Source organism: Gordonia alkaliphila (genome assembly GCF_039542465.1).
Taxonomy (GTDB): domain Bacteria; phylum Actinomycetota; class Actinomycetes; order Mycobacteriales; family Mycobacteriaceae; genus Gordonia; species Gordonia alkaliphila.
Genome location: NZ_BAABIE010000013.1, coordinates 35,422 through 55,204, shown reverse-complemented (window position 1 = coordinate 55,204; position 19,783 = coordinate 35,422). Strand labels below are relative to the sequence as shown.

Here is a 19,783-nt window from a genome sequence, read left to right as displayed (position 1 = left end):
CATGTCCGAGCCGCCGGAGTCGGCGGTGTGCAACTCGAGTGAGGTTGGGAATTTTGAAGACTAAGGGTGCAATCCTCCGGGAGCTCAACACGCCGTGGAAGATCGAAGAGATCGAGATCGGTGATCCCAAGGCCCATGAGATCAAGATCCGGATGGAAGCGGCGGGCATGTGCCACTCCGACCATCACCTGATGACCGGCGGCATCCCGATGGCCGGCTTCCCGATCCTCGGCGGCCACGAAGGCGCCGGCGTGGTGGAGGAGATCGGCGAGGGCGTCACCGACTTCGAGGTCGGCGACCACGTGGTCCTGTCGTTCATCCCGTCGTGCGGCAAGTGCAAATCGTGCAAGGCCGGCGTCGCGAACCTGTGCGACTTCGGCGCCATGCTCCTGCAGGGTGAAGCAGTCTCCGACCACACCTTCCGCATCCACACCGCCGACGGCGAGCCGGTCTACCCGATGACTCTGCTGGGCACCTTCTCGCCGTACATGGTGGTGCACGAGGCGTCGGCCGTGAAGATCGACAAGGACATCCCGTTCGAGGTCGCCGCGCTGTGCGGCTGCGGCATCCCGACCGGCTACGGCAGCTCCACCCGCAGCGGCGACGTCCGCCCGGGCGAGGACGTCGCCATCATCGGTGTCGGCGGCGTCGGCACCGCGGCACTGCAGGGCGCCAAGATCGCCGGTGCCCGCAACATCTTCGCCATCGACCCGGTGGAGTGGAAGCGCGAGCAGGCCCTCAAGTTCGGTGCCACCCACGTCTTCGCGTCGATCGACGAGGCGATGAACGAGATCGGCAACGCCACCGAGTGGGGCATGTGCCAGAAGGTCATCGTCACCGTCGGCGAGGTCTTCGGCAAGGACGTCGACACCTGGCTGAGCATCACCGCCAAGAACGGCACCTGCGTGGTGACCGGCATGGGCAACATGATGGACAACTCGGTCACCCTGAACCTGTCGATGCTGACCCTGCTGCAGAAGAACCTGCAGGGCTCCATCTTCGGCGGCGCCAACCCGAAGCTGGACATCCCGAACCTGCTGTCGATGTACAAGATCGGCAAGCTGAACATCGCCGACATGATCACCCGCGAGTACCGCCTCGACCAGATCAACGAGGGCTACACGGACATGCTCGAGGGCCGCAACATCCGCGGCGTGATCCGGTACACCGACGAAGATCACTGATCGACGCCGCGCCCCGGCGCGGTGACACCACCGAAATGTCGTGGGAGTGGAATCGTCCGCTCCCACGACATTTCGCTGTCCGGTGGTTCTGCTTGCACGAGAGCGCATTACAGTGATCGCGATTGCCCCGATCTGGAGGAACGATGGCCGAGAGCAAGAAGCCCCGCAGTAGCAAGTCGTCGAAGTCGCGCGCCGAGCGCGGCGCCGAGGTGGCCGAACAGAACACCACCAAGGGTGGCTCGTTCCACGCGTCGCCGGAAGCGAAGTCGACGGCGCTGAAGCTGCGCATCGTCGCGATGGTCCTGTGGATCGTGGCCATCGGGCTGGAGATCTTCACCATCGTCTGGGCACTGCTGCCGGACAAGCCGGTCAACACCTGGCTGATCATCGGGTTGATCATCGGTATCGCGGTGCTGACCCTCGGCGGATCGCTGCTCTGGAAGAAGGCCAACCGGTACGACCCGGCCTCGGAGAAGGACAAGGTCCGGTTCTTCGTGCAGAACCAGCTGGGCGTCATCATGACGATCCTGGCGTTCCTGCCGCTGATCGTGCTGATCTTCTTGGACAAGAACATGGACGGGAAGCAGAAGGGCATCCTCGGCACCGTCGCCATCGCCGTGGCCGTCTTGGTCGGCGTGTTCTCCTTCGACAAGGACGCTCCGTCGGTGGAGCAGTACAGCGTCGAGACCAACGTGGTGAAGGAACTGACCGGCGAGGACAAGGTCTTCTGGACCAAGAACGGTTCGGCCTTCCACGTGTGCGCCGAGGTCCCGGACCTGAGCCGCTCCAAGGACATTCAGAACGGCACCGTGACCGCGGCCCACGAGGCCGGGATTCCGCGCCTGACCAAGAAGTGGGTCTCCGAGGCCACCAAGAACTGCGGCTACACCACCGCCGACGTGGACCGGGTCCTCGGCAACGTCGACGACGTGAGCCGCACCCTCGACGAGGGCCAGGTGATCGAGCAGTCCGGCGAGCTCGAGGTGGCGCCCGAGGTGATCGACGAGGAGCCGACCCCGGCCCCGAACGAGACCGCCCCGAACGAGACCGCCCCGGCCACGACGACGCCGGCCACGCGGACTCCGGCGACCTCCGCGCGCTAGACCTCTATCCGCTGGACCTTCACCCGCCGGATCTCCACCGGCTGGACCTCCACGCCGCGAGGCCCGTACCGGCGGCCGTGTGCCGCCGGTAGGGTGCGGGGCGTGGAAGCACTGCAGCAACTGGCCGACTGGCCGGTGGAGAACGTGTCCGCCGCGGTCCTGGCGCCCGGCCGCGCCCCGGCGACCTTTGGCGACGTCGATCGGGTGTACCCGCTGGCGTCGGTCACCAAACTCCTTGTGGCACAGGCGGTCCTGGTCGCGGTGGAGGAGGGGGCAGTCGAGCTCGACGACCCGGCCGGGCCGCCCGGTGCCACCGTGGCGCACCTGCTGGCGCACGCCTCGGGTCTGGCCTTCGACAGCCGCGACGTGAAGGCGGCGCCCGGCACGCAGCGGATCTACTCGTCGGCCGGCTACGAGCTGCTCGCCGAAATCGTTGAAGGCGAGACCGGGATCGCCTTCGCCGACTACCTGCGGGAAGCGATCACCGAGCCGTTGGGCATGACGCGTACGGCGCTCCTCGGACCGGCTGGGCACGGCGCGTCGTCGACCGTCGCCGATCTCGCCCGGTTCGCCGCGGATCTGCTTGCCCCGCAACTTCTTTCGGCGCAGACCGCGGAAGCCTCGCGATCGGTGCAGTTTCCCGGACTGGCCGGCTTCGTGCCCGGCTACGGCAAGTTTGCGCCCAACGACTGGGGCCTGGGCCCGGAGCTCAAGGGGGACAAGAATCCCCATTGGACGGCGCCGGATCACTCGCCGTCGACCTTCGGCCACTTCGGTCAGGCGGGGACGTTCCTCTGGGTGGATCCGGTGCGCAACACCGCCGCGGTGGTGCTCACCGATCAGCCTTTCGGGGCGTGGGCGAAGCCGTTGTGGGGCAACTTCAATCAGGGCATCCTGACGGAATTGCGGTAACCGTGATCAGCTAAAATGGGGGTGTCGGTGGAAGAGCGCCGAATCCGGTGCAGCCGCCGTCTCGGCGCCTCGATCTGCGTCGAAACTGCAAAGAGGAGGCATTCCTTTGGCCCGCTATGAGTTTCCGACCACCGCAGAGCTGCTCGACATGGGCGCACCGAAGGAGAACGCGGTCACGGTCTACCTGCCGGCGACCGCTGCCGACTACGAGGTGGCTCGCACCACGCTGAAGAGTTCGATGGACGGCGCGATCCGCACGCTGCGCGAGGGCGGTGCCGACCACGCGATCGAAGAGACCTTCCACGCGATCACCGAGGCGATTCTCGCCGACGACTGCTGGGACGTGCTGTCGCGGTCGCTGGCGGTCTTCGCCACCGCCGACGGCGCCGAGATCTTCGTGCTGCCGAATAACCTGGAGCACCAGGTGCAGGTCGGCAAGTACTGGGACCTCGGGCAGATCGTCCGCTCCGTGGCCAACCCGCAGCGCGCCTTCGCCGTGACCCTGTCGGCCAGCGAATGGCACGTGTGGTCCGCATCGGGCACCACCGAAGCGCACGAGCTCAAGGTGGACGAGAACATCGTCGATCCCCGTGCGCACGGCGACGACCGCACCCAGGCGCTGGAAGCGTATGCCAAGCGCGTGGCCGCCAAGGTGGAGTCGATGCTGACCAACGCCGACCCCAGCGGTGAGCGTCCGCTGTTCCTGTTCGCCACCGACCCGCTGGAGGGCATGTTCCGCGAGAACTTCCACGGTCGCCGCGAAGTGGTGCTGATCCCGGGCAGCCCCGATGACCTGCGTGCCGATCAGGTGGACGCGGCCATCCGCGCCGGCCTGACCGAGATCAACGCCCGACGCAGCACGGAGACGGTGGACACCATCGCCGACGGCACCAGCAAGGGCCTCGTGGCCCTGGACCTCGGCGACATCGCCCGGGCCGCGGTCGCCGGCGCCGTCGACACCCTGGTGTACGACTTCACCGTCGACACGCTGGGCCGCCTCGACAACGAGACCGGTGAGGTGACCTATCTCGACGACGGCTACGATCTCATGTCGCGGATCGCCGTGGTGGTGCTGCAGAACAGCGGCCGGGTGGTGCCGGTCCGCGCCGGTGAGGTGACCTCGGAGATCTGGAACGACGTCGCCGTCGCCCGCCTCCGCTACCCACTGTCGCGCTAGGCGAGAGGTGACGAAACCCTGTCCCGGACACGTTGTCCGGGACAGGGTTTCGTTGTTTCGTGGTACTCGGGCCGGGACTTCCCGCTACTGCTGCCGGCGCTCCAGGTACGACAGTGCCTGCGCCTGGATCGCCTCGAAACGTGCGCCCATCTCGCGGGCGAGGGCCTCGGCGGCGCGCAGCGGTCGCACCATCACCATGAAGTCGACGATCTTGCCGTCGTCGTCGTAGGTGAGGAAGTCGCAGCCGGTGATCGCCAGGCCGTCGACCTTCGCCTCGAAGATCAGGGCGTGGCCGCCCTCGGGGTCGGCGATCTCGCGGACGTAGACGAAGTCCTCGAAGACCTCGGACACTGCGCGCAGGATCGCCGAGGTGATCGCCTTGCCCGGGTAGGGGGAGAAGGCCACCGGGCTGCGGAAGACGACGTTCTCGGCGAGCAGGGCGTCCACGGCGTCCATGTCCCGGGCTTCGATGGCGTGGCGGAAGGTCGACATGACGGATGCTCCTCATCGGGTGGGTTATCGTCTCGGACGAGTGTCGGGTTCGAAAGGGGACGTGCCATGCGGGATCTGACCGCAGACGATCTTGGTTTGCTGCTGTCGCTGTTCGCGGTGCTCCTGCTGGCCTTCTCGGCCAACTTCCACTTCTCCCGCAAGGCGGTGCGCCGACACCGCCGCGCCGCGGTGGCCTTCGTGGTGATCAACTTCCTCGGCGAGATCTCCACGGTGATCGCCCTGTGCCTCACCTGGGTGGCGCTGTGGAGCCCCAAGGCCTGGGAACAGATCGACGACCTGCTGGTCTTCGTGCCCGGAAGTATCGCGGTGGGGTGCGCGGTGGTGCTCACCATCGAGTCGGTGTACGCCCGGGCCGCGCACATCGTCCGCGTGGAACGGGCGGACTCGGGTCAGCCGACGCGCTGACGCAACCAGGTGACCTCGGCGCCCACGCCGCCCATGCGGTAGGGCTCGAGGGCCTCGTCCCAGGCGGTACCCAGGGCCGACTCCAGTTCGCCGGCCAGCCCGAAGCTGTCCGGCTGCGCGTCGAGCATGGTGCGCAGCTGCATCTCGCCGAGGATCACGTCGCCGTTGGCGCTGGTGGATCCGCGCCACAGACCGAGGCCGGGGGCGTAGGCGAAGCGTTCGCCGTCGACACCCTCGCTCGGGTTCTCGGTGACCTCGAAGAGCAGCCCGGACCATTCGCGCAGGGCGTTGGTCAGGCGTGCGCCAGTGCCGACGGGGCCGACCCAGTCGACGGTCGCACGCATGCGGCCGTCCTCGGCTGCCTGCGAGGACCACTTCAGGTCCGCGCGGGCGTTCAGCGTCGACGACAGTGCCCACTCCACATGCGGGCACAGCGCGACGGGTGCGGCGTGGATGTACACCACACCGCTCGTCAGGTCCGCAAACTGGTTCAGGTTGCGCACGTTGTTTCACCTCCGGTTCGACGAGGAACGTCTTCCCCAACGCCTAGTCGGTCCGGATAGCACATCTGCTGGTGTGAATTATGCCTTGAGTGGTGCGTGTTGCGCCAGTGGTGCGACGAGATTACCGGCGTGTCGTGCGACGGGTGTGTCGCATCCGATGGTAATTGAGTGGCGTATGTGACTGGTGTGATTCATGGTGAGATTGACGGTCGACGACGATCGGTGTCACGGCCGATGCGGGACTCAGAGCGGGATGTTCTTGTACCGGGCGCGCCGGACAGGCGTCGTGGCGATGACCTCGGCCAGGCGGCTGCGCGTGGTGGCCGGGTCGATGATGTCGTCCACCACGCCGATCTCCTGGGCGCGCGCGACTCCACCGGCCAACTGCTCGTGTTCGACGGCCAGGCGGTCATGCAGGGCCTCGCGCTCGTGCTCGGCGGCGGCGGCGAGCGTCTTGCGGTGCAGAATCCCGACGGCGGCCTTGGCGCCCATCACGGCCACCTCGGAACCCGGCCAGGCGAAGACAGCGGTGGCGCCCAGCGCGCGGGCGTTCATCGCGATGTATGCGCCGCCGTAGATCTTGCGGGTCACCAGGGTGACCCGGGGGACCGAGCAGTCGGCGAACGCGTGCAGCAGTTTGGCGCCGCGTCGAACCACCCCGCCCCATTCCTGGTCCACGCCCGGCAGGTAGCCGGGGACGTCGGTGAGGACGATGAGGGGCACGCCGAAGGTGTCGCAGAGACGGACGAATCGGGCGGCCTTCTCGGCGGCCTCGGAGTTCAGGCAACCGCCCATCCGGATGGGATTGTTGGCGATGACGCCGACGCTGCGTCCGGCGAGGCGACCGAAGCCGACGGAGATGTTGGGCGCCCACTTGGACTGCAGTTCCTCGTAGGTGCTGATGCGCGTGGCGCCCGCGGCGTCGAGCTGGGTGTCGAGCAGTCCCTCGATCACCGGGCGCACGTCGTAGGCGCGTCGATTCGATTCCGGGAGCAGGGCTTTGAGGTCGGTGTCGCCGGCCTCGGCGTGCGCCCGGTCGACGTGACCGGGCTGGACGAAAGTGGCGACCAGCCGCCGGGCGCGCCAGTAGGCGTCGGCCTCGGAGGCGGCGGTGATGTGGCTGACGCCGGACTTGCGGCCGTGCGTGTGGGGGCCGCCGAGCGACTCCATGTCGACGTCCTCGCCGGTGACGCTGCGGACCACGTCCGGACCGGTGACGAAGACGCGGCCCTCGGGGGCCATGATCACCACGTCGGTGAGGGCCGGGCCGTATGCGGCGCCGCCGGCCGCGAAGCCGACGACGACGGAGATCTGGGGGACCGCGCCGGACGCGCGGACCATGGCCTCGAAGACGCGGCCAACCGCATGAAGGGCTTCGACGCCCTCGGCGAGCCGCGCGCCGCCGGAATGCCAGATGCCGACGACGGGTGCCGCGAGGTCGATCGCGGTGTCGATGGCGGCGACGATGTGCGCGCAGCCCTCCACCCCCATGGCGCCGCCCATGACGGTGCCGTCGGTGCAGTACGCCACGGTGGGCACACCGTCGACCTGACCGGTCGCCGCCTGCACCCCCGAGCGATCTCGGGGGTGCAGGAGCGCGACGGTGCCCTCGTCGAAGAACTGGGTCAGACGTAGCAGCGGATCTCGGGGATCGGTTGCTTCCTCGTGGCCGGGGATGGGAGCCAGAGCGGTCATCGCGTTCTCCTTGCGAGGGGCTGGAAGGTCAGTAGCGTCCGAACGCGAGCGCTACGTTGTGACCGCCGAATCCGAAGGAGTTGCTCAGGGCGTAATCGATCTGCCCCTTGCGCGGTTCGCCGTGCACGACGTCGATGTCGCCGCACTCGGGATCCAGGGTCTCCAGATTCAGTGTCGGCGGGATGATTCCCTCTTCCACCGACTTGATGGTCAGGACCGCTTCCAGGGCGCCGACGGCGCCGATCGAGTGGCCCAGCGCCGACTTCGGCGCATAGATGGCGGCGTGGTTGCCCACGGCCGCCTGAATACCCAGCGCTTCCGCAGTGTCGCCGATCGGAGTCGACGTCGCATGCGCGTTCACGTGGGTGATGTCCGACTTGGACAGTCCGGCGGTCTGCATCGCGCGAGCCATGGCCCGCGTGTTGCCCTGTCCGCTGGGGTCGGGGGCGACCAAGTGGAATCCGTCGGACGTGATGCCTGCGCCCATGACGCGAGCGTGGATGTGCGCACCGCGAGCCCGGGCATGATCCTCACGCTCGATGATGAGCATGGCGGCGGCTTCACCGAAGACGAAGCCGTCGCGCGAGGAGTCGAACGGACGCGAGGCGGCCGCCGGATCGTCGTTGCGGGTACTCATCGCACGCATCATCGAGAACGCTGCGATCGGCACCGCGTCGATGTGTCCTTCCACGCCGCCGGTCAACACCATGTCGGCGTCGCCCATGACGATGTGCCGCCACGCATGCGCGATGGCTTCGGCACCGGAAGAACAGGCCGACACGGGGGTGATCACACCGGCGCGGGCGCCGATGTTGAGGCCCGCCACGGCCGCGGGGCCGTTCGGCATGGCCATCGACACCGCCAGCGGCGAGACCTTGCGGTAGTTGCCCGACGACTCGATTGCCTTGACCGCGTCGATCATGGCGTCGCCGCCACCCTGGCCGGTGCCGATCACGACGGCGAGCCGCTCGGGATCGACCTCGGGGGTGCCGGCCTGCGCCCAGAGGCGCTTGCTCATCACGTGCGAGATGCGCTCGACGTACGCCATCCGGCGCGCCTCGACGCGGGTTACTTCGTTCGCCGGATCCTCGAGGAGGCGTCCGCCGATGCGGCAGGGCAGCTCACCGTACTTGGTGACGAAGTCGTCGGTCAGCTCCCGGATACCGGACTGGCCGGCCAAGAGCCCTTGCCAAGTGGAGTCGAGGTCGACACCCAGGGAGGTGGTGGCGACCATCGAGGTCACGACCACACTGGGGAACTCTCCACCTCGGGTGGAAAAGTCACGCAGTTCGGTCATCAGTTGTCCTTGTCGGCCTCGATCTGGGCGGCGATCGCGGCAGCGGCCTCGGGGTTCTCGGCCTCGAGCTTCTGGATGTAACCGACCGCGTCGCCGACGGTGCGCAGGTTGGCCAGATCCTCATCGGGGATCTTCACGCCGTACTTGTCCTCGGTCTGCACGGCGATCTCCACCATCGACAGCGAGTCGATGTCCAGGTCGTCGACGAAGGACTTCTCCATGGTCACTTCCGACGGCTCGATGCCGGTGACCTCTTCGATGATCTCGGCGATGCCGGAGATGAGTTGTTCCTGAGTTGCAGCCATGGGGCTCTCCTTCGTGTGGGTTGCGTCGTTATTCGTAATCCGGAGTGCGACGAGACGCCGCATTGGACGAGCCGCGAGTGCGACTCTCCGGGGTGGGTCGGGGTTGCCGACCGCTATCCAAGTCCTGGGAGGTCCTCCAGATCTGCGGGGACCTTGACGGCGCGCGAGGGCACGCCCTTGAGTTCGCGCTTGGCGATTCCGACCAGCGTGCCGCCCGGGAGCAGCTCGACGATGGCGTCGGTGCCGGCCTCGCGCATGGCGGCCGTGCACAAGTCCCACCGCACCGGACTGGTGACCTGGGTGACGAGCTTGCTCAGCGCGTCGGCGCCGGAGGCGACCGGCGCGCCGTCGGCGTTGGACAGCAGGGTCAGCGACGGGTCGCGCGGGGTGATGGTCGCCGCGGCGGCGGCCACGGCCTCCTGCGCGGGGGCCATGAACGCGGTGTGGAAGGCGCCGGCGACCGCGAGCTTGCGGATGCGGGCCTTCTCCGGGGCGTCCTCGATCAGTTTGTCGATGTTCTCCACGGCGCCGGCGGCCACGATCTGGCCGGTGGCGTTGCGATTGGCGGGGATCAGCTCGTACTGCTCGAGCTTGGCGAGCACCTGGGCTTCATCGCCGCCGAGCACCGCGGCCATGGTGGTGGGCACCAGCGCGCAGGCCTTGGCCATCTCGGCGCCGCGGATCGCGGCGAGGCGGACCGCTTCGTCGTCGGTGATGACCCCGGCGATGGCGGCCGCGGCGAGCTCGCCGACCGAATGGCCGGCCACGACGGTGTCGGCGGGCAGGTCGCCGTACTTCTCGCGGAGCAGTCCGTAGGACAGCAGTGCGGAGGCCACGACGAGTGGCTGCGTGATCGCGGTGTCGGTGATCTCCTCGGCGGTGGCCGAGGTGCCGAGGCGGACCAGGTCCAGGCCGATGGCGTCGGACCACGCGGTGACGCGGTCGGTGGTTCCGGGCACGCTCAACCATTCGGTGAACATGCCGGGAGTCTGAGAACCCTGTCCGGGCGCAAGCAACGAGAGCACGTGACCAGAGAACACCTTTTGGGTGCCTCTCCGTGGGGTTGAGCGGTCCCAACCTTTGGGCGTGTTTTTGTAGGTTTCCTACAAAGGGGTGACGAGCGACCCCCGGGCCTTGGCGCCATCGTTGTCGTGTCGAGATCCGTTACACAAAAGTTGCAAGATTGCTTCTGCCTGCACGTATGGGGCCGTCACTCGGGGCCGGTGTTACTCAAGTGGCCTGAGGTTCCGATTCGTCGCCGAATCGTGTCAATCGACCGACGGTGGCCGCGACACGCAGGACGTAGGCATCGCGCGGGTGACTTGGGTCACGACCGGTGGCGTCGGCGATCTTTTTCAGACGGTACCGAACGGTATTTGGATGAACGTACAACGTGCGGGCCGCCGATTCGATGGAGCCGCCGGCGTCCAGAAAGGCCGCGAGAGTGGTCGCCAAGGTCCCCGCCGGATCGGCGAGGGGCAGCACCAGGGTGTCGGTCATCGTCCGCACGGCGCTGCGGTCGCCGTTGAGGGCGCGTTCGGGAAGCAGATCGGAGCTGTAGGTGGGACGCGGCGCACTCGGCCAGCCGACGATGGCCTCGATTCCGGCGATCGCCTCGGTGGCGCTGGCCGGTGACGTCGCGAGGTTGGGCATCGTCGGGCCGATCACCACCGGGGCGTCGGCGAAGTGCTCCAGCAGGTCGCTGAGGAAGCGCTCGGTGGGGTTGATGGTGCCGCTGACGATGGTGACCAGTCGTCGGCCCTGCACCACCGACAGCGCCGCGCGGTCGTACTGCTTGGCGGTGTTGTGGATCGCCAGCGGTACCGAGACGTTCTGTTCCGGGGGCGGCGAGCCGACGATCACCGTCGCCGGCGCCGCCGAATCCCAGTTGAGCGCGGCGGCGCGCGACATCAACTGTGGCCCGGTGTCGCCGCGGACCACGCCGTCGACCACGAGCGCCTCCAATCGCGAATCCCAGGCGCCCCGGGACTCGGCGGCGGTGGCGTAGATGGCGGCCGCGGCGAAGCCGATCTCGCGGCCGTATCGCAGCACCGCCTCGGTCAGTGCGCGCAGCTGCGCGTCGTCGCGGGCCAGCAGCGGGAGCCACTTCTCGAAGAACTCCATCGCGACGCGCACCATCTCCACCGTCTGCAACAGTGTGATGCGACGCGCCAGGTCCTGCGGGACCACCTGGAAGGCCTGCACGGTGAACTTGATGTTGCCTTCGGGATCCTGGATCCAGTCGACGAAGTTCACCACCGCCGTCTGGACCACCAGCTGGACACTGGCGCGCTGGGATGCGTCGAGATCACCGAAATAGGGGAGTTGATCGGACATCGAGGCGACCGCCTCGTTGGAGAGGCGGCCGCTGTACTGCTTCACTCGTCGCAGCAGCGTGTCGGGGAGCGCGTCGTGGACCGACGGTCGAGTCGGCACGTGCGTCTGAAACACGCTCACGATGTTCTCCGGGTGCTCCGGACTTCCGGGGCGTTCCGGTTCGGCGACGTCAGGCACCCCTCCAATCTATGCCAGGCCGGGGTCGGCCGTGCTCTTCGGCGCGGCACTGACCTCGGTGATCTGATACTTGGCGGCGGCAGCGGCGGCGACGGACCGGTCGATCTTGCCGTCCCGCGCCAAACCGACGAGCACCGCCACCGCGATCGAGGCGGCATCGACGTTGAACACGCGCCGGGCCGCCGAGCGGGTGTCGGAGAAGCCGAAGCCGTCGGTGCCCAGCGTCAGGTAGGTGCCGGGGACGTAGGCGCGAATCTGCTCGGGGACGCCGCGCATGTAGTCCGAGGCCGCGACGAACGGTCCCGAGCTCTGCGCGAGCAGGCCGGTGACGAAGGGCTGGCGGATGGTGCTCTCGCGCAGCTCTTCCCGGTCGCACTCGATGCCGTCGCGGGCCAGCTCGGTCCACGAGGTCACCGAGTAGACGTCGGCGGCCACGTTCCAGTCGGCGGCCAGCAGGTCCTGCGCGGCCAGCCCGTCGCCCATCGTGACGCCGGAGACCAGGATGGCCGCCCGATGCTGCTTGGGTTCCGGGGCCGGGCGGTAGAGGTAGCCGCCCTTGATCAGCGAGGCCACCTCCACGTGCGCGGGCTGAGCGGGCTGATGAATCGGTTCGTTGTACACGGTGACGTAGAAGAACACGTTCTCCGGATCCGGGCCGTACATCCGCCGGAGCCCGGAGTCGACGATGTGCGCCAACTCGTAGGCGAACGCCGGGTCGTAGGACACGACGCCGGGGTTGGTGGCGGCCAGCAGGTGCGAATGCCCGTCGGCGTGCTGCAGTCCCTCACCGGTGAGGGTGGTGCGGCCCGCGGTGGCGCCGATGACGAAACCGTGCGTCATCTGGTCGGCGGCCGCCCAGAAGCTGTCGCCGGTGCGCTGGAAGCCGAACATCGAATAGAAGATGTACAGCGGGATCATCGGCTCGCCGTGCGTGGCGTACGACGTCCCGACCGCGGTGAAGCTGGCCGCCGAACCGGCCTCGCTGATGCCCTCGTGCAGGATCCGTCCCGAGCTGTCCTCCTTGTAGGCCAGCATGAGTTCGGCGTCGACCGAGGTGTACATCTGCCCGGACGGGTTGTAGATCTTCAGCGTCGGGAACCACGAGTCCATGCCGAAGGTGCGGGCCTCGTCGGGGATGATCGGCACGATGCGCTTGCCGATCTCCTTGTCGCGCAACAATTCACGGAACACGCGCACCAGCGCCATCGTGGTCGCGATCTGTTGCTTGCCGGATCCCGCCGAGACCGCCTTGATCGCGGCGGAGGTGTCCGGCGCCAGCGGCTTGGGCGTGAAGTGCCGTCGTGGCAGGAAACCGCCGAGGTCGTTGCGTCGGCTCAGCATGTATTCGACCTCCGGGGAGGCCATGCCGGGGTGGTAGTACGGCGGCATCGCCGGATCCGCCTCCAGCTGTGCGTCGGTGATCGGCACGTGCGTGGTGTCGCGGAAGGCCTTGAGGTCGTCGAGCGTCATCTTCTTCATCTGGTGGGTCGCGTTGCGGCCCTCGAAGTGCTCACCGAGCGTGTAGCCCTTGATGGTGTGGGCGAGGATGACCGTCGGCTGGCCTTTGTGCGCGAGCGCCGCCTGATAGGCCGCGTAGATCTTGCGGTAGTCGTGGCCGCCGCGCTTGAGGTTCCAGATGTCCTGGTCGGTCATGTCGGCGACCAGTTCCTTGGTGCGCGGGTCGCGGCCGAAGAAGTGTTCGCGGATGAAGCCGCCGTCGTTGGCGCGGTAGGTCTGGTAGTCGCCGTCGGGCGTCTTGTTCATCAGGTTCACCAGGGCGCCGTCCTGGTCGGCGTGCAGCAGCTCATCCCACTCGCGGCCCCACACCACCTTGATGACGTTCCAGCCGGCGCCGCGGAAGAACGACTCCAGCTCCTGAATGATCTTGCCGTTGCCGCGCACCGGCCCGTCCAGTCGCTGCAGGTTGCAGTTCACCACGAACGTCAGATTGTCCAGATGGTTGATGGTGGCGATCTGCGCGAGGCCCCGCGATTCGGGCTCGTCCATCTCGCCGTCGCCCAGGAACGCCCACACGTGCTGCTGCGAGGTGTCCTTGACGCCGTTGTCGTGCAGGTACTTGTTGAACCGTGCCTGATAGATCGCGTTCATCGGGCCCAGGCCCATGGAGACGGTGGGGAACTGCCAGAACTCCGGCATCAGGCGCGGATGCGGATACGACGGCAGGCCGCCGCCGAGACCGGCGTGGCTGTGCTCCTGGCGGAAGCCGTCCATGCGGTTCTCGTCGATCCGGCCCTCGAGGAAGGCGCGGGCGTAGATGCCGGGGGAGGCGTGACCCTGAATGAAGATCTGGTCGCCGCCGCCGGGATGGTCGAGGCCGCGGAAGAAGTGGTTGAAGCCGACCTCGTACAGCGAGGCCGAGGACGCGTAGGTGGAGATGTGGCCGCCGACGCCGATGCCGGGTCGCTGGGCGCGGTGCACCATGATCGCGGCGTTCCACCGGATGTACGAGCGGAAGCGGCGTTCCATGTCCTCGTCGCCGGGGAATTGCGGCTCCAGATCGGTGGGGATGGTGTTGACGTAGTCGGTGGAGGTGAGCGACGGCAACTGCACGCGCTTGTCATCGGCGCGCTCGAGCATGCGCAGCATCAGGTAGCGTGCTCGCTCAGGGCCGGCCGCGTCGAGCATGGCGTCGAACGACTCCAGCCACTCGTCGGTCTCGCCCGGGTCGGAATCGGCCAGATAGGACGCGACTCCGTCGCGAATCACCTGAACTCGATTGGAACTCGTCGGAGGCCCTGCGTTGACGTCGGCCTGATCAGTCACGTGTCACCTGTCTCTCATCGCGCGGCCTCGCGGGGGTCGGCGAGGCCGGTGGTGGTGCGGCCGCGAAGGGGTGGTGCGGCCGGCGCGGCGTACCCGTTCGTGAAGCACGCCGCACTCTCCATCGTGCACCATGTCACAGGCGACGGCAGCGGATGTGTCCAGTCACTCATGCGCGGATGTCCGGACAGTCCCGGTGGTCCGGAGTAGCGTTCGGCGGGGAGCAAGCCGTCGTCGTGCGGTATGTGCGACGGGGGTCGCGGCTTGGGGAGGAGTGGGCACGTGCGTGCTCGGATGCTCGGCGGGGCGCTGCTGGCGTTGCTGGCCGTGACAGCGGTGGCCGCCTGCGGCGGTGAGCGGGCCGCGCCGGACGGTCCGTCGGTGAGCGTCACGACGGTGACCACCGAATCGCGCACGGAGATCGATGCGGCCGTCGGCGTGTGCCGGCAGTCGATCACCTCGGCGGCGGTGATGGTGCGCGACTACAACGCTTTCGTCGCCCGGTTGAACCAGACGCACGACTACCGGCGGATCGACACCGAGGACCGATACGCCCGCGACACGCTCGACACCGGCGCCGATCTGATCCGCCAGGCGTTGACCCCGGACGTGCCGGACGACCTCGCCGCCAGGGCGCACGATTTCCTGACCGCGACCGAGCAACTGTCCGAGCAGATCGGGCAAAGGCACAAGCTGGCGCTGAACAAAGCGATGGACGATTGGGGCGCGCGGCGCACCGAACTCATCGATGCGTGCGGTGAATTCCTGCCCACCGGCGTCAACTGAATCGTCGTCCGCAGGTCGGTGAAGTGACCGATTGCGGGTAAGGCCTGTTCGTCGCGCCGATCGACCCTCTACGCTTAGCTTCGATAGTCGAACAACGATTTCGGGGGGTGCTCGTCGCGACGAGCCCGTCGAACTGGAAAGAGGAGGTCACAACCGGTGGTAGCCACCACAGAGGGCGGCAACGCCAGCAAGCTCGGATTCGTCAAGGGAATGGTGATTCAAGAGCTCGGCTGGGATGAGGACACCGACGACGATCTGCGGATCGCGATCGAGGATCTGATCGACGACGAGATGCTCGACGACGACGCGGTCGACGTGATGGACGCGGTCCTGCTCTGGTGGCGCGACGGTGACGGCGATCTCGTCGACGCACTGGTCGATGCGATCGGGCCGCTGGCCGAAGGCGGCTTCATCTGGGTGGTCTCGCCCAAGACCGGCCAGGACGGCTATGTCGACCCGACCGAGATCGCCGAGGCGGCGCCGACCGCAGGCCTCAGCCAGACCAAGGTGATCAACCTGGGTGAGTGGTCGGGCTCCCGGTTGGAATCGCGTCCGCGCGGCAAGCGCTGATGGCCGTCCCGATTCCGGTCGGCGCCGTCGCGCCCGACTTTCTGCTCCGGGACCAGAACAATCAGGAAGTGGGCCTGGCCGCGCTGCGCGCGAAGGGCCCGGTGCTCCTGGTCTTCTTCCCGCTCGCGTTCACCGGGACCTGCGAAGGCGAACTCGGTTACCTTCGCGATCACCTGCCGGAGTTCGAGGAGCGCGGACTGAGTGTCGTCGGCCTCTCGGTGGGCCCGCCGCCCACCCACAAGGTGTGGTCGTCGGCGCAGGGCTTCCTGTTCCCGATCCTGGCCGACTTCTGGCCGCACGGCGCCGTCGCCGCCGAGTACGGTGTCTTCGACGACACGCGCGGCATCCCCAACCGGGGGACGTTCGTGGTGGACGTCGACGGCACCGTCGTCTTCTCGGCGATGATCGGCCCCGGGGAAGCGCGCACCGAGGAGACTTGGGCCGCGGCCCTGGCCGTCCTCGAGCAGTAGCGACTACTTCTGCTGGTCGGCCGGCGGCTGCACGGCGTCGACCGAGCGCAGCAGGCACCCGGAGGGGGCGAGGTCGTTCGCCGGGTACACGGTGGCCAGCGCGGTCGCGAGCATGGTGGCGCGCGCGGCGTTGCCCTCCGGCGTGAAGTGCACGCCGTCCTCGAACCAGCTGTCGTGCACTTCCCCGGCCAGGTCGTAGACCCGCAGGTTGGGGTAGCGCTTGCACGCGCGGATCAGCGCCTTGTTGAACCGCGCCATGGCCCGGTTGTTGTAGGCCGGGTTCTCGTTGAGGTGGTTGGTGGAGATGGTCGGCCACAGCACCGGCTGACCCTTCAGGGGCTCCATCAGGAGATCGATGCGCATGTCGAGCGGTCCGGGGCCGCCGACCTCCACGTTCGCGGTGTCGTTGATGCCCTTGGCCATCACCCAGCAGCCCTTCCAGCCGCGCTGGAGGTCGGTCTGGATGGCTTCGAGGGCGTTGGGCTCGCCGTTGAGGCGCTCGATGCTCGCTCGTCCGCCCGCGACGTCCGAGTGGTACTCCTTCGCGCCGACCCGCTTGTACTGTGCCGCAAGCCGTTTCGTGGGATCCGGCTGCAGGCCGACGTCCTCCATACCGATGGACGTCGAATCGCCGACGTGGATCACCTCGGTGCAGCTGGTGCGGCGGAGGTCCGCGGGCAGGGTCGGGCCGACCGGCTCGGTGGTCGGCTTCCCCTCGTCGTCCGCCAGGTCGGTGTCGATCGCCGACGACGAGAAGGCGCGCACCACCGCCATGTCCGGGTTCAGCAGGTTGGCTCCGATCATCAGCACGGCGGCGAGCGAGAGGATGCCGGTCACCGCACCCACCGACCGCCAGGCGCCGCGACGCGTGCGGGTGCGCTGGTGCGGATCGGCGATCACGACGACGAGGGGTTCCTCGGCGGTGGGTTCCTCGGCGGGTGCTTCGTCGGCGGGGCCTTCGTTGGTGTCGTCATCAGCCTCGTCCGCGCAGTCCTCCGGCGCCTCGGCCGCGTCGAGCAGCGCCGCGGGGGTACCGGCCGCGTCGTCGGTGTGGTCCATTACGACCATCGCGAGCGAGGGTTCGGGGACGGCGCGTTCGTCGTCGGTGACCTCGGAGGCGGGGTTCTCGGCGGCGGCGTCGTCGTCCGCGACCGCGGACGGTCCGCCGAGGATCGCGCTGAGGTCGACCGGTTCCTCGACGATGGCGCGAGCCGTCGGTTCCGGTCGCGCCGCGGCCTGATCGAGGTCGAGGTCGGGGTCGGGCGCCTCGTCGACGATCGCGCGGGGAGCGGGATCGGCGGCCGGCGGCGTCGCGGGGGCGTCGGGGTCGTGGTGCTTGCCGGTGAGCGCGCCGACGAAGCCGTAGCGCCGGATCGGATCCTCGACGTAGCGCCACGACAGGGTCGCCAGCACCACGGTGATGCCGATGACGAGCAGGGCGCTGAACCACGGCGCATCGGTGCGGACGGCGAGCGGGACGAACGCGACCACCGGCATGTGCCACAGGTACAGGCCGTAGGAACGCTCGCCGATCCACCGCAGCGGTGGGAGCGCGAGGAGGGTGGCCACCAGCGTCTGCGGGGCCACGGCGGCGGCGAGGACGGCCATCGTCGCCAGCGTCAGCACCAGCAGCCCCCAGGAGTAGAGGCTCATCGAGTTGTCGTTGGTGAAGACCACGAGGTAGATCACCGCGGCGAGACCGGCCAGCGCCGCGACGTCGAGCCAGCAGCGTTGGGCGTGGGTGATGCGGTGCTTGCGGGCCGGCCACCAGAAGGCCATCGCGGCACCGAGGAGCAGGCCGCCGGCACGGGTGTCGGTGCCCTCGTAGGCGCGGGTGTTGTCCAGGACGGGGGAGGCCAGGTCGTAGAGCAGATAGAACGAACCCAATGCCAGGCCGACGGTCACCAGTGTGATGCCGATGCGTCGTTTGACGACCAAGTACAGCAGCGCCAGCACCAGCGGCCACACCACGTAGAACTGTTCCTCGATCGACAGCGACCACAGGTGGCTGAGCGGGCTGGGGCCGCCGAAACGGTCGAAGTACGAGGTGCTGGAGGCGATCGTGTACCAGTTGTTCACGTAGAACAGTGCCGCCAAGGACTCCCAGAGGTATCCGGTGAGCTGGTCGGGCACCATGACGGCGGCGGTGACCAGCGTTGCGGCGAGAACCAGGACCACGGCCGGGACCAGGCGGCGGAACCGCCGGATCCAGAACGTGCGCAGCCCCAGCCCGCCGGTCTTCTCCTGGCTGGAGATCAACAGCGAGGTGATCAGGAAGCCCGAGAGGGTGAAGAACATGCCGACCCCGAGCAGTCCGCCACCGAACCCCGGAACGTCGAGGTGATAGAGCACCACGAAGACCACCGCGAGTGCGCGGAGGCCGTCGAGGGCCGGCAGGTATGACGCAGTGTTGTGGGTGGGGCGGGGCATGGGGAGAGCGCGCATTCCTCGATGGTTGCCGACAGGTATCTGCGGCCCCTCGACGAAACGATTCACGGGCGAAGACTCATGCCGCAACGCATCACGATATCGCGGCGACCGCGCACCGCTTGTCCCCGAATCGGACTAATCGCCGCGATTGTTCGGCGTGTCGACAGTGAATGTGCTCACATCGCGAACCGCTTTGTCCCAGTTCGGTCTTGCCCCCGTCGGTCTTGTCCCGGTCGGTTCTCCCTCAGCGGGCGACGCCGCGCGGCGCGCCGCCGGCGGGGAACGCGGTGGCGAGCGCCGTCGCGAACAGTCGGTTCCGTTGCGTGGTCCCGGACTGGTTGAAGTGGATGCCGTCGTCGGTGAACCAGCTCGGTTGCGCTTCGGCGGCGAAGTCGTAGACGCGGAGGTTTCGATGGCGGGTCGCGGCGCGGGCCAACGCGGCGTTGAAGCGGTCCATGTTCGCCGCGTCGTAGCCGCGCACCGACGGGTTGCGGGTGGCGACGGTGGGCCAGAGGACCGGCCGGCCGTCGACCGCCGCCATGATCGCGTCGATCCGCTCGTCGGCGGAGACCGTGCTGCCGACCCCCACGTTCGCGGCGTCGTTCACGCCCATGGCGATCACCCAGCAGCCCTGCGGGTTGCGGGTGCGCTCGGTGGTGACGGCGTCGAGGGCGTTGGGCTCACCATTGACGCGTTCGACGATGGAGCGCCCGCCGGAGGCGTTCAGGACGGTGCGCGCGGCGCCGACGCGCTCGTACTGGGCGCTGAGGCGGTCGGCGGCGTCGGGGAACTTCGCGGGGTCGTCGATGCCGACGGACGTGGAGTCGCCGATGTGGATCACCTGGCGGCAGGAGGTGCGACGGTCGCCGCTCGGCGGGAGCTGCGGGGCGGCGTCGGGGAGCAGCAGGGTGAACAGCGACGGCAGGTCGGTCGACAGATTTGACGTGCCCGGCAGCTCCTGCAGGATCTGGCCGGCGACACCCATCAGCTCGGTCATCGGGTCGGCCTGGGCCGGGGCGGGGGCACAGGTCAGCGCGGTGGCGGCGACGGCGGTGCCGGCCACGGCGAGGGCAGCACGGCGGGCGAGCCGTCGTTTCAGATCAATAGTCACAATGGTGCTATTGCACCCCACTGGTAA

18 protein-coding genes are annotated in these 19,783 nt (G+C 68.1%); 8 read left to right on the top strand and 10 right to left on the bottom strand.

Features of this window, described 5'->3' with window-relative positions; translation table 11 throughout:
- The first annotated feature begins 53 nt into the window (after window positions 1-53).
- The 4 genes from ABD989_RS13875 to ABD989_RS13860 all read left to right on the top strand — a co-directional run bounded on the left by ABD989_RS13875 (window position 54) and on the right by ABD989_RS13860 (window position 4,376).
- On the top strand, window positions 54-1,184 hold the full coding sequence (locus ABD989_RS13875) for an NDMA-dependent alcohol dehydrogenase (RefSeq protein WP_246991018.1): 1,131 nt from the start codon (window positions 54-56) through the stop codon (window positions 1,182-1,184).
- A 143-nt stretch (window positions 1,185-1,327) separates the two neighbouring features.
- Entirely contained in the window at window positions 1,328-2,287 is a 960-nt protein-coding gene (locus ABD989_RS13870) for a hypothetical protein (protein WP_345313935.1), read from the top strand.
- A gap of 102 nt (window positions 2,288-2,389) precedes the next feature.
- Window positions 2,390-3,199: a serine hydrolase domain-containing protein gene (locus tag ABD989_RS13865; protein ID WP_345313934.1), complete on the top strand. Its 810-nt coding sequence runs from the start codon at window positions 2,390-2,392 to the stop codon at window positions 3,197-3,199.
- A gap of 106 nt (window positions 3,200-3,305) precedes the next feature.
- Window positions 3,306-4,376: a hypothetical protein gene (locus ABD989_RS13860; RefSeq protein ID WP_345313933.1), complete on the top strand. Its 1,071-nt coding sequence runs from the start codon at window positions 3,306-3,308 to the stop codon at window positions 4,374-4,376.
- 84 nt (window positions 4,377-4,460) lie between these two features.
- On the opposite strand, the gene ABD989_RS13855 is transcribed toward ABD989_RS13860, so the two are convergent.
- Window positions 4,461-4,868, bottom strand: a complete 408-nt coding sequence (locus ABD989_RS13855) for a nuclear transport factor 2 family protein (protein WP_345313932.1) — start codon at window positions 4,866-4,868, stop codon at window positions 4,461-4,463.
- Between the two features lie 66 nt (window positions 4,869-4,934).
- Here ABD989_RS13855 and ABD989_RS13850 point away from each other — a divergent pair, with 66 nt between their 5' ends.
- Window positions 4,935-5,294, top strand: coding sequence for a hypothetical protein (locus ABD989_RS13850; RefSeq protein WP_246991005.1), 360 nt, complete (start codon window positions 4,935-4,937; stop codon window positions 5,292-5,294).
- Here ABD989_RS13850 and ABD989_RS13845 read toward each other — a convergent pair.
- The 7 genes from ABD989_RS13845 to aceE all read right to left on the bottom strand — a co-directional run bounded on the left by ABD989_RS13845 (window position 5,279) and on the right by aceE (window position 14,392).
- Window positions 5,279-5,797: a DUF3145 domain-containing protein gene (locus tag ABD989_RS13845; protein WP_345313931.1), complete on the bottom strand. Its 519-nt coding sequence runs from the start codon at window positions 5,795-5,797 to the stop codon at window positions 5,279-5,281. The genes ABD989_RS13850 and ABD989_RS13845 overlap by 16 nt on opposite strands.
- Window positions 5,798-6,040: 243 nt before the next feature.
- Complete coding sequence (locus tag ABD989_RS13840; RefSeq protein ID WP_345313930.1) at window positions 6,041-7,492, bottom strand: acyl-CoA carboxylase subunit beta; 1,452 nt, start codon at window positions 7,490-7,492, stop codon at window positions 6,041-6,043.
- A 28-nt stretch (window positions 7,493-7,520) separates the two neighbouring features.
- A complete protein-coding gene (locus tag ABD989_RS13835; RefSeq protein ID WP_345313929.1) occupies window positions 7,521-8,789 on the bottom strand; it encodes a KasA/KasB family beta-ketoacyl-ACP synthase in 1,269 nt (422 codons plus the stop codon).
- Window positions 8,789-9,094 (bottom strand): meromycolate extension acyl carrier protein AcpM, encoded by a 306-nt coding sequence (gene acpM / locus ABD989_RS13830; protein ID WP_345313928.1) that lies wholly within the window; start codon window positions 9,092-9,094, stop codon window positions 8,789-8,791. The genes ABD989_RS13835 and acpM overlap by 1 nt, the downstream gene beginning before the upstream one ends.
- 113 nt (window positions 9,095-9,207) lie before the next feature.
- Window positions 9,208-10,119, bottom strand: coding sequence for an ACP S-malonyltransferase (locus ABD989_RS13825; protein ID WP_345313927.1), 912 nt, complete (start codon window positions 10,117-10,119; stop codon window positions 9,208-9,210).
- Between the two features lie 205 nt (window positions 10,120-10,324).
- A complete protein-coding gene (locus ABD989_RS13820; RefSeq protein ID WP_345313980.1) occupies window positions 10,325-11,554 on the bottom strand; it encodes a PucR family transcriptional regulator in 1,230 nt (409 codons plus the stop codon).
- A 63-nt stretch (window positions 11,555-11,617) separates the two neighbouring features.
- A complete protein-coding gene (gene aceE / locus ABD989_RS13815) occupies window positions 11,618-14,392 on the bottom strand; it encodes a pyruvate dehydrogenase (acetyl-transferring), homodimeric type (RefSeq protein ID WP_345313926.1) in 2,775 nt (924 codons plus the stop codon).
- Window positions 14,393-14,671: 279 nt separating this feature from the next.
- On the opposite strand from aceE, the gene ABD989_RS13810 reads away from it, so the two are divergent.
- From ABD989_RS13810 to ABD989_RS13800, 3 genes are all read left to right on the top strand, one after another.
- Window positions 14,672-15,175 (top strand): hypothetical protein, encoded by a 504-nt coding sequence (locus ABD989_RS13810; RefSeq protein WP_345313925.1) that lies wholly within the window; start codon window positions 14,672-14,674, stop codon window positions 15,173-15,175.
- A gap of 156 nt (window positions 15,176-15,331) precedes the next feature.
- On the top strand, window positions 15,332-15,745 hold the full coding sequence (locus ABD989_RS13805; protein WP_345313924.1) for a DUF3052 domain-containing protein: 414 nt from the start codon (window positions 15,332-15,334) through the stop codon (window positions 15,743-15,745).
- Window positions 15,745-16,215, top strand: a complete 471-nt coding sequence (locus ABD989_RS13800) for a peroxiredoxin (protein WP_345313923.1) — start codon at window positions 15,745-15,747, stop codon at window positions 16,213-16,215. The genes ABD989_RS13805 and ABD989_RS13800 overlap by 1 nt, the downstream gene beginning before the upstream one ends.
- 3 nt (window positions 16,216-16,218) lie before the next feature.
- On the opposite strand, the gene ABD989_RS13795 is transcribed toward ABD989_RS13800, so the two are convergent.
- Window positions 16,219-18,660, bottom strand: coding sequence for an acyltransferase family protein (locus ABD989_RS13795; RefSeq protein ID WP_345313922.1), 2,442 nt, complete (start codon window positions 18,658-18,660; stop codon window positions 16,219-16,221).
- A gap of 229 nt (window positions 18,661-18,889) precedes the next feature.
- Window positions 18,890-19,756: an SGNH/GDSL hydrolase family protein gene (locus ABD989_RS13790; protein ID WP_345313921.1), complete on the bottom strand. Its 867-nt coding sequence runs from the start codon at window positions 19,754-19,756 to the stop codon at window positions 18,890-18,892.
- Window positions 19,757-19,783 lie beyond the last annotated feature (27 nt).